Source organism: Clostridium ljungdahlii, assembly GCF_001636845.1.
In the GTDB taxonomy this organism is placed as follows: domain Bacteria; phylum Bacillota; class Clostridia; order Clostridiales; family Clostridiaceae; genus Clostridium_B; species Clostridium_B ljungdahlii_A.
This window is the reverse complement of sequence record NZ_LITT01000011.1, coordinates 394,246-409,978: the sequence shown is the minus strand read 5'-3', so window position 1 is coordinate 409,978 and position 15,733 is coordinate 394,246. Positions and strand designations below refer to the sequence as shown.

Genomic DNA, 15,733 nt, shown 5'->3' with positions numbered 1-15,733 from the left:
TTATAAAATCAACAATTTAAATTTCTTCATTTTACCTACATAACTCTATTCTATACTATATATGTAAATAATAAAAATTAAACAAATTAGGATGTGATTTTAGTATTGAAGAGAGGTGTTTGTGTTGAGATTTTTAGCAGATAACTGGTGGTATGTTCTATTTTTGGGATTGATGTCATGTATGATATTCAGAGGGGGAGGCTGCTGCGGAGGTGGACATTCAGTTCATAGCAGACACCATGATTCTCATTGAAAATACCTTTTGATGTATCAAATCCTATAATGATGGATGCTTTTTTAAGCTATGTAGATGAGTTTTTTATATCTGATAGGGATGTCATTTCTAAGCCAACTTGTTTATTAAAGGATCTTAATGAATTGGAACTTTACTATCAAAAGATAAATCTTTATTATTCTTTCTCTAAGGTTTTTAATTTAGAATTTGATGAACAGTGGGTTTATGATGAACGTAGTGTAGTAAGTGAAGATATTAATAAAATATTATTGAATATATAACAATATTAAATTATTTTAAATATAATAATAGAGTGAAGTTATATTTAAAATTTGTAGAAAGTGATTTGGAATTTGATAAGAGTGGAGAAGTAGGAGCAAAAGAAAAGTCCTAGAAAATTGTACTCGAGCACCAAAGATTTGCCAAGAAGCCCTGTATGGAAATGATTTCCATACAGGGCTTCTTATGAGCGAGCCTATGCGCGAGGCTCACTTGCTAATGGTGTACTTTAGTTTGTCCTTGAGTCTCTGAAACTTGTTGTGTTTTTTCACTAGTTTAAGTCATTGCTTGAAAAGAGTTTTTTTACTAAATTTTAAATTTATTTATATCTATGTTCAATTTTTCTGTACTTTCCCTTGATAGTGAAGCTTGATGCATTATTTCACTAGATTCTTGATTTATATTGTTCATTTTTTCAACTATATCTAAAGTTCCCTGTGCACCTTTAACTGAAGAATTAGCTACTTGATCTATAGCTTTTAGCATCTCTTGAATTGAAAGTGTTAAGTCTGTTGCAGTAGAACCGAATTCATGGATAATAGTATTTATAAAGCTTGTATCTTCTATATATTTTTCTGATATATCTAACATTGACTTATAGTCATTAATAACATATTTTGAAATATATTTTAGTAGCTCATCGGAGCTAACTGATAGTATGTTAACGGTTTCGGTCACTCTAGCATTTATATTTTGTATTTCAAATATTGTAGCTTTTGATTTTTCTGCTAGCTTTCTAACTTCGTCAGCAACCACTGCAAACCCTTTTCCTTGTTCACCTGCTCTAGAAGCCTCAATTGCTGCGTTTAAAGCTAGTAGATCTGTCTGAGATGTTATTTCTATAATAGCTTTTGAAAGCACATTAATCTGATCTACAATTTTTGAATCCTCAATGGCCTTTTCTAAATCTGCTTTTGTTTTTGAAAAAATTAATAATGTTTTTTCCTGTGATTCTTTAAAATTGCTTTTTGTATTGATAGCTCTATTATGAATTTCTGTTGAAGTTAACAACCCGTTTTGAGACTTTTTTGTGATGAAATCTAATGAACGTTCAATTTCGTGAGAAGATGCTATCATTTGTTCAGCATATGTAGCGTTTTCCTCCATACCTTGAGTTAAATCTTCTGTAGTCATTAAAACATCATCTATATTTGTGTTTAGGTTTGAGGTGTTTTTTGAAATATTGGTAACTAACGCCTCAATATGGCTTGAACCACCTTTTATGTTATTTACTAAATTTTTGAGGGAACATAACATAATTTCTGTAGAATTTTCAATTTCACCAATTTCATCTTCACGTTTTTTTCTGCTTTTACAGATTACAGTAGAAAGATCTCCTGTAGAAATAGTGTTCAAATTACTAACAGCCATTTTTAATGAATTTACTATTGATTTGTTTACAAATAGTACAATAATAATAAAAGTTATAAAAGTTATAATGGTAATAAAAAGTTGAACAATCTTTATTAAATTAATTTTTGATTCAGATTCTTTTTGAAGAGAAGTAGCGATATCGTTAGATAGAGATAACAATTTATTATTATTTTCGGCTATAAACTTAACAGATTTAATATCATCCTTTTCTAAAACATTTTTTACACTTTCATAAAATGGTTTCCACAGATCATCGGCTTTTTGAGCTATAGGAACATTTTTTCCTAAATTATTAATAGTTACTTCTGTGTTATTAGTATCCAAAGTGGTTCCGCCATTTAAGAATGCTTTACTAGTTTTGTCATAAAGGTCGGCTGACTTTTTTAAGTCTGCCTTTACAGCGTCTATATTAACACCTTGAATTTTGTTATTTTGAGCAAGTAAAAAGGTATCTTTGCTCATTGTCTGACTTAGCATTCTTTGTCTGCCAGCTAGGTTAACTAAAAGAGCATCTTGCTTTTGTAATTTAAGCATGTTTAAAATAAAAATGAAATTAACTATAATTAGTAATAGTAGAATGAGAAAACTCCCAATAATTTTGAATTTGATACTTTTCATAAAGGTCCCTCCTCGTATAATAAGTTTACTTGTAGGTATAACAGCAAGTTGCATAGCAAACGATGTGCCACACATATTGACTAAAATATCTGAGGTGATTTCCGAATTTCAATAAGTAGCAACAAAAACTGTTCCAGTTTTTGTAAGGGACTTGACCCTTTACAAAGATTGGGAGTGAAACGTACAAGCTTTGTTGCTAAGAATAGAGGTAGATTCTGCTACTTCATTTGTATGAGCATAAGCGGTTAATAACAGTCAAGATAGCTGTTATTAACCACTTACATTAATTAAAGCACATATATTTGCCTAGAAAATTGCTAACCTATTACCCTACTAGCAGCTTGCTTAAGAGTATCTGTAGATGCTGCCAATTCCTCCATCGTACAGGATAACTCTTCTGTAGCAGCAGCCTGTTGATGCCCTATAGCGGCGTTATCATTAATTTTTTCATCCATTGTTTCTATTTTCTCTTTAATTTTATTTAGAATATTTTCAACATCTTTTATAGCAATTGCACTATTTTCAGCCATTTTACGAATTTCATTTGCTACAACAGAAAAACCTTTTCCATGTTCTCCCGCCCTTGCAGACTCAATAGCAGCGTTAAGACCAAGCATATTTGAAGTATGTGCCACTCCACGAGTAATTTCTATTATTTTTCCAGTTTATTATTCTTAAAGAAATTAACTTGTTCTACAATCTCTGTTGTATCCATAAGTTCGTCTTTATCAATTTTACTTTCGTTTATATAAAAGCATTTTGTATTCTATTATAGCTTTAAATGGATAATTATACCGTGACTATAATCACATATTGTAGATATTTTCAATTTAGCAACAAAAACTATTCCGGTTTTTGTAAGGGGGTCTGACCCTTTGTCCTCGCAGGGGGTCTGACACCACCCGAAATTTGTATAAATTTAGCAAGTAACTCCAGCAGGTCTTATAGTTGTAGATAGTTATGAACACTGATAATGAAAATGATGCATAGACTATAGAAATAGTAAATAATGCTGTAATGAATTATAAGCTACAAATTAGAGTTTTGAATGGAGAAATAAGAAAAATTTTTGAGTGAGCATCAATGCTTTGAGAAATATCTATGATGCTCTATTTTTGTTGTTACTTAAAATGTTAAAAATACTTTTAAAGAAAATATAGATAAATATCATGTTTACTATTTTATTTTTTGTGATTAATGTAAAATGTGTATTTGGTTTATAATAATTTGAGGAATAGTTATATAATTAAGATGCAATAAAGTAAATTTATAAACCTCATAAGATATAAAAATATAGTATTTGAATAATTAAATAGACTAGGCGGAGGAAAATGCATGAAGAAGAATTCATCACAAAAGGAATTTAAAAAATTAAAAAGCCAAATTAATCATATTGAAGAGATCGTATATTATTCAAAACCAGGGGTACTCATAGAACACGAAAGTGCCATAAGAAAAAAGCTAGTTAAACTTAAAGAGATGAAAAATGAAGGATTAAAAGATTTTGAATATGTCTATGAAACCTATGAAGAATTACTAGAAAATGTATCAAAGAGAATACTTGATAATTACAATAAGAAGAATAATACATGTTTTGATTTTTATGAAATTATAAAAGAAAGTTATAATGCTTTTTTAAATTCAGGGATAATGACAGTGCTTACTAAAAATCATATACCTAAATTAATTGCTGAAGAGTTTGAAAAAACATTCCCTGATAATCCTAAGGATGAATATATTGAGACTAGACACATGAAGAGAAAATTCTATATTCATTTAGGGGACACGAATACAGGTAAAACTTATAATGCTATAGAACGCCTCAAAACGGCAAAGAAAGGAGTATATTTGTCACCACTTAGAATTCTTGCTTTGGAGAATTTTGAAAAGTTAAATAAAGAAGGCATAATTTGTGACTTATTAACTGGTGAAGAAGAAGTATTAAAGATAGGTTCAACCCATACTTCCTGTACAATAGAAAAGCTTAATTTAAAGGAACACTATGATATAGCTGTTATTGATGAAATTCAAATGATTAGTGATAAACAAAGAGGAATGGCATGGAGCAGGGCATTATTAGGGCTAAAATGTGATGAAATTCATATATGTGGAGCTCTTAATGCTAAAGGTATACTAGAAACAATTATAAATGATTGTGAAGATCAGTATGAGATAAAAGAATATAAAAGGGCTATTCCCCTAGAAGTTGAAAATAAGAAATTTAATTATGATGACATCAAGGAAGGTGACGCTGTTGTAGTCTTTTCTAAAAAAAGAGTGCTGGAGATAGCACAGAAATATTCAAGTAAGAGCATTAAAGCCAGCATAATATATGGTGATTTACCACCGGAAGTTAGAAAAATGCAGTATGAGCAATTTACAAATAAGGAGACAAAAGTGCTAGTTACAACTGATGCAATAGGTATGGGAGTCAATTTGCCTATTAGAAGAATTATTTTTATCAATATAAAAAAGTTTGATGGCGAAGAAGTACAGGAACTTACATCACAGGAAGTAAAACAGGTAAGTGGACGTGCGGGACGAATAGGTATTTATGATATAGGTTATGTAGCTAGTGCTGGAGATACTCAAGATTTTATTAAATCCAAATTGAAAGCTGAAGATGAAAAAATAAAAAGAGCAGTTATTGGTCCATCAGATGCAATATTAAAGATTAAGAGTTTGCCTTTAAATGAAAAGTTGGCTTTGTGGGGGACTAGAGAAGAAAAATTAGATTATTATACAAAGATGGACATTAGTGAATATATATTGATTTTAGATAAAATAAAGAAATATAAGCTAAAAGAAAAAGATCAGTGGGATTTATTGAAGGTTCCCTTTGATGTTTCAAAAGAAGATTTAATGAATGAATTTTTAGAATACGTAGATGAATTGTTTGTTAATAAACAAGATAGTTTATTTAAACCACAATGTTTTGAGGGTGATTTGGATGATTTGGAAATATATTATCAAAAGATAAATATGTATTACTCATTTTCTAAAATATTTAATTTAGAATTTGATGTTGAATGGGTTTACAGTGAAAGAATAAAAGTAAGTGAGGAAATAAATGAGATATTAGTTAGAATATAATTTCAGCGAAAATGCTTATACAACTTCATAGAAATTTATTTAGTTAAAATCAAGATATTGATCTATTTTAACAGTTGCAATTCGTAATTTGAAATTAAATAAAAAATTTTTTTATAAAAAAGTACATTACGAATTGCAGTTTAACAAGTAGATAGTTGAAAATTTGAGAGAACTTTGTGGATGGAAAAATATAGAAGTACAAAACTATAATTTCTCTATAAATATAATTTATAAGTGTGCAGCAAACAATAACTAATAATGATTAGACCAATAGTATTTTAAATGTTAAAATTATTTAGTAGATGATAACAAAATAGTATAGGATTATCTATAAAGTGACATAACACAAAAGATATTGTAAATTTATTTTTAAAATTATATGTTAATTAGATTGATGGAGACTTGCTTGATGACAAACTACCTATTAAAGAAATCTATGCTGGCTGTATTTGTTGTAGTTTAGTAAAAAAATTTAAAGAGAGTATAGAGAAATTAACATTAATATATAAACCTGAACACATATTTATAAAACCATCTGGGGTAGGAAATTTGTCAGATATTGTGAAAGTTTGTAAAAAAATTTCTGAAAATTCGGATTTTCTAACAAGGATAAATCATCTTATAATAATTGTAGATGTAAGCGCATTTGATGACTACTTAGATAACTTTGGTGGATTTTATTTAGATCAAATTCAAAATGCTAATATTATTTTTTTAAGTCGTGTGGATAATATAGATGACAAAAAGCTGAAGATAAAGTGCTCAGTACTTTATCTATAGACAATCCCCAAATTTTAAGCAGATATATTCAATCTATGATTTTTGCATAAAGTGCTAAATTTGGTATGGCCATTTATTAACTTAATAAGGAGGCATTAACATGAGTAAAATTATTGACTTTAATTGTACGTATGATAATTCTGTAGGGATTAATAAAGATGTTACAGAAAAAACGGGATTACAGTTTCCAGAGGCATATAAGCACTGGGACAGCATGGCTACATTGGCAGAAGAATTAAAGAAATATGATAATGCAAATTTTTGTGGATTGCCATTCTGTCATACCGTTGAGGGAGAAGCTATGGGTGGAATAATTAATCTTGGAAATGAAAAAGCAGGTCCAAGGGCAAAAGATTATATTTGTACAACAGCGCAGGAAATATTAAATCTTCATGAAATCGATTACTCAAAAGGACGTATATCAGAGGTCCTAAAGGCTTGTAAATATTTACGGGATAAGGGAGAAAATGTAGTACTATATATTTCAGGCCCATTTACAATTATGAATGTTTTAATTGATCCGCGTCATGTTTTTAAGTTATTTAGAAAAAAACCAGATACTATGAAGGCTATTTTTGATAAATTTCAAAAGGAAATACTGCGCTTTGTTGAAGAGGCTAAAAAAGCAGGGGTTAACATGATTAGCTATGCTGATTCTTCTGGAGGATTAAATATTTTAGGACCCAAATATGCCGAGCAGACTGTAGAAATGTTTACTTATCCATTATTAAAAAACATTGAAAAAGTTATTGACGATGAAACAATTGTACTGCTTTGTCCTAAGACTACATTTGCATTATTAGGAACAGATAAAGCTGTGTGGAAAGATATCAATCTAGGGGAATCTCTAAAATATTCTGAAGCTTGTGAAAAAGTTATAGGACAAGCAAAATTTGTTGGACAAATGTGCATTAAAAATAATGAATTTGAATTAAAAGATGGAATAATCAAGACAATTGATTTGCTTTAAATATCAATGATCAATTTTCGTAGTTTAAAAATATTGCGAAGCAACTTCTTTTCAGAGGACAGAGGACAATTGACAGAGGACAGTGAAGGAGGATTTTTCTCCGCTGCGCTGCGAAAAATCTTTAATTTAAAAAAACTCACGTTTTTTTATTTTTAAGAAATGCTTTCTAAGCAAGCAAAATTATCTGAAAATCATAGATTTTAGATACCTACTTAAGCGATGTTTTGCTTTAGCAAAACAAGCTTAAAAATAAATTAGTTTTCTGACGTAAGGAGGAAAACTCACCTTCATTGTCCTCTGTCCTCTGTCAAATGTCCTCTGAAAAGTTGTGTCGCATTATGCTTACATTAATTTAAAGTTTTGTATATGAGAAAGTTGAGTTAATATAAAAAATTAAAAAAGTGTGGAGGGTAAAACACATGCACAAGAATGATAAAATGACGCCAAATGAAAGATTAGCTGCATTCATGACAGGAAAACCTATGGACAGAATGCTAGCTATGCCAATTGTTTGCTCTATGTCTGGATTAGCACTTGGAATGACTCATAAGGAAAAAAGAAGTAGTGCTTTAAATGAAGCTAAAGCACAGATAGCTTGTTATGAAAGGTTTGGTAATGACTTAACTATTGTTGAATATGGATTGCACGGTATAGGTTCAGCTTTAGGCAGTGAAATGAGTGACCCGGAAGATTCAGTACCAGCAATTATGAAATATGTTTTAGATGATTTGAATGATGTTGACAAGCTAGATATGTCAAAATTAGAACTGAAAAATGATAAAGCATTTCAATTACACATGGAGGCAGCACGTATTATAATGGATGAGATAGGAAATGAAGTTTCTACTGGGGTATTAATCTCAGGTCCTTTTACTGCTGCTGCAAGTATTTACAAGATAGAAAACCTACTTAGAGCAACTAGAAAAAATCCTGAAAAACTTCATCAACTAATTAAATTCTGTAATGATGCATTGAAAATGATTTGCAGGGAGTTTATAAAAGCAGGTGTTCTTATTTTATTATGCGATCCTATTGCATCAGGAACCATTCTTAATAAAAAGCAATATGTAGAGTTTGTTTTACCATACACTCAAGAATTAATGAAAGAGATTCATGATGCAAAGGGAATGGTTTGCTATCATATTTGTGGAGATACAACATCAATTGTAGGAGAAATGGTAAAGTCAGGCTGCGATATGATGAGTATAGATAATAGAGTGGATTTGGCATATACAAAACAAGTAGTAGGAGACAAGGTTCCTATACTTGGTAACGTAGATCCAGTAGAGGTATTGATTTTAGGAAATACCAATGATGTAGATTTAGCAGTGAAAAATTGTATGCAAAAGGCTTATGACAGTCCTTGTGGATATATTTTGGCATCAGGATGCGATCTTTCAGGTGCAGTTCCACTAGAAAATATTGATCAGTTTATGGCTTCTGCTAGGAAATATGGAAAATGGCCACTAGATCCAAAAAATTTCTCTTAGAAGATAAATTTTGTAATTTAGGAAAAAATGGAGGGAAAACAATGGCAGTATCAAAAGAAGAATTATTAAAAAGATTATCTGATGGTGTATTTGAAATGGAAGAGGAAGATACAATTGAAGCATCTAATGAGTATGTAGAAGCAGGATATGATATACTTGATGGTATTATGGAAGGTCTTGTAGATGGTATGAATCGTGCAAGTAAATTGTATGAGGAAGAAGAATATTTTGTTACAGATTTATTATTATGTTCAGATGCAATGTATGAAGGTTTAGCAATTTTAAGACCTCATCTTCCAGCTGATGAAGCAGATAGAGAAAAGCCAAAGGGAGTAATTGGAGTTGTAGAAGGAGATACTCACGATATAGGAAAAAATTTAGTAAAAATCATGTTAGAAACAGCTGGATTTGATATGATTGACTTGGGTAGAGATGTTCCACTTCAGAGCTTTGTAGATAAAGCTAAAGAAGTCAATGCTTCATTTGTTTGTATGTCAACCTTGATGACAACAACAATGGGTGGAATGAAAACTGTTATAGAGTTACTAAAAGAAGCTGAAATAAGAGAAAACCTTAAAGTTATTATAGGAGGAGGCCCTATTTCAAAGAAGTTTTCTGATTTGATTGGTGCAGATGGGTATTCTGCTAATGCAATTGAAGCAGTTAAACTAGTAAAAGGATTGCTTAATATAGCATAGAAAGAAGTGAGGGATATGTTGTCACCAAAAGAACGTTTAAATAAGGCTTTTAATGGAGAAAAGGTTGATAGACCACCATGTATTTGTCCTGGAGGCATGATGAATATGGTCACAACAGAGTTAATAGAAGAAGCTCAAATAAAGTTTCCTGAAGCACACACCAATGCACAAATGATGGCTGGTTTAGCAGAAGCAGTGTATGAAAGAGGCTGTTTTGAGAATTATGGAGTTCCATTTTGTATGACCATTGAGGCAGAAAATTTCGGAGCAAAAGTTGACATGGGAACAAAGATTTGTGAGCCTCATGTTGTAGAATATGCAATTAATTCTGTTAAGGAATGGAAGAAGATTTCTCAAATTAATTTTACAGAAGGAAGGGCAAAGGTAGTTATTGATGCAATTAAATTATTGAAATCAAAGGGTACTGATGTTCCTATCATAGGTAATTTAACTGGACCTATCAGTACAGCAAGTTCTGTAATGGAACCTTCTATTTTTTATAAAGAATTAAAAAAAAGCAATAAAGAAGCACATGAATTTCTTAATTTTGTTACAGATGAATTAATTACATTTGCAAAAAAACAAATAGAAGCAGGTGCTGATATAATAGCTATTTCTGATCCTAGTGGTACAGGCGAAATTTTAGGACCAAAATTATTTGAAGAATTTGCTGTTAAATATATTAATAAAATTATTGAAAGTGTAAAAAAAGAGAATAAAGGTACGATTGTACATATATGTGGACAAATGAAGAAGGTGTATTCGGAAGTAAATAAAGTAAAAAGTAATGCCCTAAGTTTTGATTCTATAGTCAACATGAGTGATGCTAGAAAAAATTTAAAAGATAGGGTGTTAATGGGAAATGTAAGTACTTATGCAATTGAGTTTGGGGAAGAAAAGAAAATTGCAGAACTAACTGAGAAGTGTGTAAAAGATGGGTCTAATATTATATCTCCAGCTTGTGGACTTGGAATGAAATCTCCTTTAAAAAATGTAAAGGCAATGTTAGAATATTTATCAAAGGGAGATGGAGATACTAATGCCTAAGATTTCTATTAAGTCGCAGAATAAAAGCTTTGAATATACACTTGATAAAAATTTGCTGCAAATTTTACTTGAAAATAATGTTTTTGTAAACAACCCATGTAATGGAAAAGGGTCCTGTGGAAAATGTAAAATCAAACTTTTAGAAGGAAATTTACCTGATATCTCAGAAACAGAAGAGAAACTTTTAAAAAAGGAAGAAATTGATTCAGGTATAAGACTTTCTTGTCTTGTAGTACCACAAGAGGATATTGTAATTGAAATTTTACAAAAAGAAGGAAAACATGACATACTTACAACAGGTTATACACCTGATTTTGAGTTTAATCCTTTAATTCATAAAGAGATTTTTGAAATAGAAAAACCTACGTTAGAAAATCAAGGTTCCTTTGAAGAGCTTATATGTAAAACATTTGATGTTGAAAAATTTGATTGGAGACTACTTCAGCAGCATGAATTTATAACTGGAAAAGTTACAGGAGTTTTTAATGGAAGAGAATTAATTGCAATTGAGTGTGGGGATACGACAGGCATTCTTTATGGAGTAGCAGTTGATATTGGAACTACAACTGTTGTAACAGCATTAATTGACATGAAAACGGGTAAAGAATTAGCTACAGCTTCAATGATCAATGCTCAAAAGAACTTTGGATTGGATGTTTTAACTAGAATAACTTATGAAGTGGAGCATCCTGAAGATGGAAAGGAAAAATTGCAATATGCAATTGTAAATTCTATTAATGAGATGATTTGCGATATATGCAATAAATCAAAAGTAGATAGAAAAAATATTTATGAGATTTCTATTGCAGCAAACTGTACAATGATGCATCTTTTGCTAGGGATTGATGCTACATCTATAGGAATGTCTCCATATTCACCAATATTTACAAAATCAAAAAATATATTGGCAAAAGATATTGGATTAAAGGCAGCACCAGGTGCTAGATTATATTGTCTTCCATCAGTTTCAGCTTATATAGGTGCAGATATTGTAGCAGGAGCATATGTTTGTCAGCTGCATAAAGCTAAGGAAAATGTTCTGTTTATAGATATTGGAACTAATGGGGAAATTGTTTTATCCAATCATGGAAAGTTGTTATCATGTTCTTGTGCAGCAGGCCCAGCTTTAGAAGGAATGAATATTAGTTCTGGCATGAGAGCGGCAGAAGGCGCAATTGAGGATGTAAGAATTACTGAAAGTGGAGTTGAAGTTCAGGTTATCGGAGATAAAAAGCCAATAGGAATATGCGGAAGTGGCATATTAGCTGTTGTAAAAGAGCTGCTTCGTACAGAACTTGTAAAAAAGGATGGAGCATTTATAAAGAAAGAAAAGTTAGAGGAATCAGATTATCGATATGATATGATTCAATTGGATGGCAGAAAACGACAATTTATTTTAGAAAGCAGTCCAGACCAAATACTAATTACACAAGGAGATATTCGTCAAGTGCAATTAGCAAAAGGAGCTATTCTTTCAGGTTTTTATGCTTTATTAAAAAAGGCTAATATTGATATGGATAATCTTGATAAAGTTGTTGTAGCAGGACAATTTGGAGCTCACTTATCAGCTGATAGTTTAGTAGGAATAGGAATTTTACCAGAAAAGGTTGAAGATAAGCTAGTATATGTAGGAAACTCATCTAAGACAGGTGCATATATGGCTCTTATGTCTGGTAAGGTAAAAGAAGAAATTGAACAATTAGCTCATCAAATAGATTATATGGAATTAGGTGCATCTGAAGGTTATGAAAAACTTTTTGCCGCATGCCTTATATTCCCTGGTTAAATGTAAATATAAGTTCTCTCAAACTAAAAATTTGGGAGAACTATTTTATTTTATGTTAATATGATAACCCCTTTAATTATTGGTTGGGTTAATTTTGAAAATAGAAATTCTATAATTTTATTGTATTATGTGAGAAAAATATCTTTTGGGAATATATCCCTTTCTAATTCCTTCTGTTACAAGCAAGTAGGTTGCTGTAGTATCAAACCTGGCATCATGAAAGTTTCCAGTACCGTTAAAGTATTTTTTACTTACAGCAGTTATGTATGGATTTTCTATATGAAGAAATCGTACAACCTCTTCAAGTCTAGGAGCCTTACATTTATTATATCTGTTTTTAAGATTACATATATTTTTATAGTAATTCATAGTGCAAAAAGTATGCTTTATGTTTAATATTTCATTGCAATTTTTAAATTCAGAAGATAGAAATTTAATATCAAAGTTTACATTATGGCCTATTAAGATATCTGCATTTTGAAAGTCATTTAAAAATTCATCTAAATGATCTTTAAAGTTCATACCGCTGCTTAGCTTGTACAAGTCTTCCACAGAAAAACCGTGTACTTTTTCTGCACTAGGCTCTATATAATCCACAGCAAAGAAAATATTTTTACCTATGGTTTTGGTTGGCTTTTCACTGGTGTCAACAAGAATGTAGCTTAGTTGGCATATGTTTCCAGGCTTTAAACCAGTTGTTTCTGTGTCAAAAAATATCATGTTCATTCAAAGACGTCCTCCTAAATTTAAGCTATATCCATTATAACATTGTAGAAAGCTATATTTGCGCAATTAATAAAATTAATGGTAAAATTATTATAGGGCAAAAGAAAATAATGCATATGGAGGGGTACTATGAGAAAAAAACATAATAGAAGAGCTTCTATTGCAATAAGAATATTGTTAATGTTAGTGGGAGCGTGCTTGGATGCAGTAGGATTGAAATTCTTTTTGATACCAAATGATGTTATTGATGGAGGAATAAGTGGTATATCCATTATGGTAAGTCACTTTACATCAATACCTCTTGGAGTATTTATACTATTATTTAATATTCCTTTTATCATTATAGGATACAAAAATATTGGCAAAGATTTTACAATTGCCACATTTTTTTCAGTAATTTCACTTTCAGTTATGACATCAGTATTTAATCCTAAAATAGGGGTAACAAATGACCCACTTCTTGCAGCTATATTTGGGGGTATAATACTTGGAATAGGTGTAGGACTTATGATAAGAAGCGGAGGGTCATCGGATGGAACGGAAATTGTAGCTATATTTTTAGATAAAAAAAGTGGTTTTTCTGTTGGTGAAATAGTAATGTGTTTTAATGTATTTATACTTGGGAGTGCAGGTTTTGCATTTGGATGGGACAGAGCAATGTACTCATTAGTAGCTTATTTTATAGCATCTAAAGCTATAGATGTAACTTCTCAAGGAATTGATGAGTCAAGGTCAGTTATGATAATTTCAGACGAACATGAAGAAATAAAAGATAGGATTTTAAAAGAGTCAGGACGAGGAATAACTCTTATAAAAGGAGAAGGGGGCTATTCTAATCTCCCTACTAATGTGATTTTTGTAATAGTGTCACGACTTGAGATATCACGCTTGAAGTCCATAGTAAATGACATAGATGATGATGCCCTTATAGTAATGCAAAGTGTGGAGGTTTCAGGCAAGAATTTTCAAAAATAAGTACCAATTTGTTTTAAGTATGTAGTTTCACATAGTTAAAACAAATTTATAAAGATTAGAGGGATTGGCTAATACATTTGACCGATCCCTTTTTGTGATTAAAATTATTTAATACAATCTAGTGCTTGTGAAATATCAGAAATTAAATCTTCCTTGTCTTCAATGCCGTAGCTTATATGGATTAACTCTGCAGGAACACCATGTGTATGAGCAGTATTTGCAAATTTCTCGATATCTAGTACGGTAAGAGCAGGATTAGCAATGGTTTCACCAATGCCTGGTCTGTAGCCTGCCTGTACACATTTTGTATTCATTCTATAATTAGTCATTTTATTACATCTTTTCTTGAAGATAATAATATAAATATTATAATTTTAATATTCAATCACTTCAAATGAAAATTGGTATAAGAGCTTTCAAAAGTAAATATAGAGTTTTTAAATGAAAAATAAACTTATACTTCGAATATTTTTACAATCACAAGTACGGCTAAATATTTTGATAAGTCTAAACAGAATAAATAGAAAATTTAAGAAAACCTAAGGCTTTTTCAAAACTCGTACCTCAGATAATTCAAAAGGCCTAAATTTTTCTACAAATTTTCTGTCAAGACTTATATACAAAATATTTAAATGTACTTGTTTATTGTGAAATATTTCTATGCATAAGTTTATTTTCAAGTTAAAAACTCCATAGGAAAAACAACTTAATGCTTATTTGTACTCTGTATGGGTAGAAGGTTCATTTTTTCCATAAGGGCTGTTTTTTATGGCTTTATTTTTTACATTTTTAGTATAATTTTTAGATGTAGGAGATTGTGTATTACTGTAATTTTTACTAGAAGAATTTTTCTTACTCATAATATTACCTCCATCATATAATAAGTTTGTGGTCAGCTAAATGATTCTCATAAACTTGTTTATCTTTACATTTTAGTATAGATAATAAAGTATTTGTGCTATTTGTTATGAGATAATTTTGATCTTTTTGTATATTTTTTGCCATTTGAATGAGAACCTATCTTTTTACCGCGTTCAATACCTATTTCAGATCCTGCTTCAGAGTGCATTTTTCTCATCTCAGCATTAGACTTAGGCCTATCTTTCATCCTATTTTTATTGTTATCCATACAAGTCCCTCCTATAAATGATAAGCTTAAATATATAAAAAATAAAAAAGTAAATACTATAAACAGAGTTCTTGGCATCAGATGGAGTTTTGACTCCACCTGATGCTTAGAAATCGTTATCCAGGGACGTAACTGCTCTTTACTCACGCTTGAAGAAGTGGGAGTATTAGAGCAGGTAGTCATCGGATAAAGCTTATTGCTTTCTCTATAGTATTTACTTAAATTAAGTATTTTATCAATATTAAAATTTTAAACTCATACAGATTATTTACTCAACTTTCGCAGTTTAAAAATATTGTGAAGCAAAGCTTTTGAGAGGACAGAGGACAATTGACAGATGACAGTGAAGGATGATTTTTCTCCGCTGCGCTGCGAAAAATCTTCAACTTAAAAGAAATTTATGTCCTTTTGTTTTTCATGAATACTCTTTTAGTAAGTAATTATCTGAAAATCATAGATTTTAGTTACCTACTTAAGCTTTTTTGCATTAGCAAAACAAGCTTAAAAAAATAAATTAGTTTTCTGACATAAGG

At 30.5% G+C, this 15,733-nt stretch carries 15 protein-coding genes and 1 pseudogene; 10 read left to right on the top strand and 6 right to left on the bottom strand.

Annotated elements, in window-relative coordinates; all coding sequences use genetic code 11:
• The first annotated feature begins 124 nt into the window (after positions 1 to 124).
• Entirely contained in the window at positions 125 to 253 is a 129-nt protein-coding gene (locus tag WY13_RS22060; RefSeq protein ID WP_156498987.1) for a DUF2933 domain-containing protein, read from the top strand.
• Positions 250 to 516, top strand: a pseudogene (locus WY13_RS07185) (SUV3 C-terminal domain-containing protein); the annotation flags it as partial. The gene WY13_RS22060 and the pseudogene WY13_RS07185, both read left to right, overlap by 4 nt.
• A 304-nt stretch (positions 517 to 820) precedes the next feature.
• On the opposite strand, the gene WY13_RS07180 reads toward WY13_RS07185, so the two are convergent.
• Together WY13_RS07180 and WY13_RS07175 are read right to left on the bottom strand one after the other, a co-directional pair.
• Positions 821 to 2,506 carry a methyl-accepting chemotaxis protein gene (locus tag WY13_RS07180; protein ID WP_063555008.1) on the bottom strand — a complete coding sequence of 562 codons (1,686 nt, stop codon included), beginning with the start codon at positions 2,504 to 2,506 and terminating at the stop codon, positions 821 to 823.
• Positions 2,507 to 2,823: 317 nt separating this feature from the next.
• Complete coding sequence (locus WY13_RS07175; RefSeq protein WP_063555007.1) at positions 2,824 to 3,123, bottom strand: methyl-accepting chemotaxis protein; 300 nt, start codon at positions 3,121 to 3,123, stop codon at positions 2,824 to 2,826.
• A 718-nt stretch (positions 3,124 to 3,841) separates the two neighbouring features.
• On the opposite strand from WY13_RS07175, the gene WY13_RS07170 reads away from it, so the two are divergent.
• The 7 genes from WY13_RS07170 (at position 3,842) to WY13_RS07140 (ending at position 12,370) form a co-directional block, all read left to right on the top strand.
• Positions 3,842 to 5,599, top strand: a complete 1,758-nt coding sequence (locus WY13_RS07170) for a helicase-related protein (protein ID WP_063555006.1) — start codon at positions 3,842 to 3,844, stop codon at positions 5,597 to 5,599.
• 402 nt (positions 5,600 to 6,001) lie between these two features.
• Positions 6,002 to 6,379, top strand: a complete 378-nt coding sequence (locus tag WY13_RS07165) for a GTP-binding protein (protein WP_242866351.1) — start codon at positions 6,002 to 6,004, stop codon at positions 6,377 to 6,379.
• Positions 6,380 to 6,479: 100 nt separating this feature from the next.
• Positions 6,480 to 7,349 (top strand): uroporphyrinogen decarboxylase family protein, encoded by an 870-nt coding sequence (locus tag WY13_RS07160; RefSeq protein WP_063555005.1) that lies wholly within the window; start codon positions 6,480 to 6,482, stop codon positions 7,347 to 7,349.
• A gap of 419 nt (positions 7,350 to 7,768) precedes the next feature.
• Positions 7,769 to 8,839, top strand: coding sequence for a uroporphyrinogen decarboxylase family protein (locus WY13_RS07155; RefSeq protein ID WP_063555004.1), 1,071 nt, complete (start codon positions 7,769 to 7,771; stop codon positions 8,837 to 8,839).
• Between the two features lie 41 nt (positions 8,840 to 8,880).
• Positions 8,881 to 9,537: a corrinoid protein gene (locus tag WY13_RS07150; RefSeq protein ID WP_063555086.1), complete on the top strand. Its 657-nt coding sequence runs from the start codon at positions 8,881 to 8,883 to the stop codon at positions 9,535 to 9,537.
• Between the two features lie 15 nt (positions 9,538 to 9,552).
• Positions 9,553 to 10,584: a methylcobamide:CoM methyltransferase MtbA gene (locus WY13_RS07145; RefSeq protein WP_063555003.1), complete on the top strand. Its 1,032-nt coding sequence runs from the start codon at positions 9,553 to 9,555 to the stop codon at positions 10,582 to 10,584.
• Positions 10,577 to 12,370 (top strand): ASKHA domain-containing protein, encoded by a 1,794-nt coding sequence (locus WY13_RS07140; protein ID WP_063555002.1) that lies wholly within the window; start codon positions 10,577 to 10,579, stop codon positions 12,368 to 12,370. The genes WY13_RS07145 and WY13_RS07140 overlap by 8 nt, the downstream gene beginning before the upstream one ends.
• Positions 12,371 to 12,487: 117 nt before the next feature.
• Here WY13_RS07140 and WY13_RS07135 read toward each other — a convergent pair whose 3' ends face one another.
• The gene (locus WY13_RS07135) at positions 12,488 to 13,096 is read right to left on the bottom strand and encodes a 3'-5' exonuclease (protein ID WP_063555001.1); all 609 of its coding nucleotides are present in this window, start codon (positions 13,094 to 13,096) and stop codon (positions 12,488 to 12,490) included.
• 129 nt (positions 13,097 to 13,225) lie between these two features.
• On the opposite strand from WY13_RS07135, the gene WY13_RS07130 reads away from it, so the two are divergent.
• Positions 13,226 to 14,071 (top strand): YitT family protein, encoded by an 846-nt coding sequence (locus tag WY13_RS07130; protein WP_013238569.1) that lies wholly within the window; start codon positions 13,226 to 13,228, stop codon positions 14,069 to 14,071.
• Positions 14,072 to 14,175: 104 nt separating this feature from the next.
• Here WY13_RS07130 and WY13_RS22180 read toward each other — a convergent pair whose 3' ends face one another.
• The 3 genes from WY13_RS22180 to WY13_RS20905 all read right to left on the bottom strand — a co-directional run bounded on the left by WY13_RS22180 (position 14,176) and on the right by WY13_RS20905 (position 15,200).
• Positions 14,176 to 14,400, bottom strand: coding sequence for a PLP-dependent transferase (locus WY13_RS22180; protein WP_063555000.1), 225 nt, complete (start codon positions 14,398 to 14,400; stop codon positions 14,176 to 14,178).
• A 384-nt stretch (positions 14,401 to 14,784) separates the two neighbouring features.
• On the bottom strand, positions 14,785 to 14,931 hold the full coding sequence (locus tag WY13_RS21340) for a hypothetical protein (RefSeq protein WP_192845000.1): 147 nt from the start codon (positions 14,929 to 14,931) through the stop codon (positions 14,785 to 14,787).
• A gap of 98 nt (positions 14,932 to 15,029) precedes the next feature.
• Positions 15,030 to 15,200, bottom strand: coding sequence for a hypothetical protein (locus WY13_RS20905; protein WP_153042973.1), 171 nt, complete (start codon positions 15,198 to 15,200; stop codon positions 15,030 to 15,032).
• Between the last annotated feature and the right edge of the window lie 533 nt (positions 15,201 to 15,733).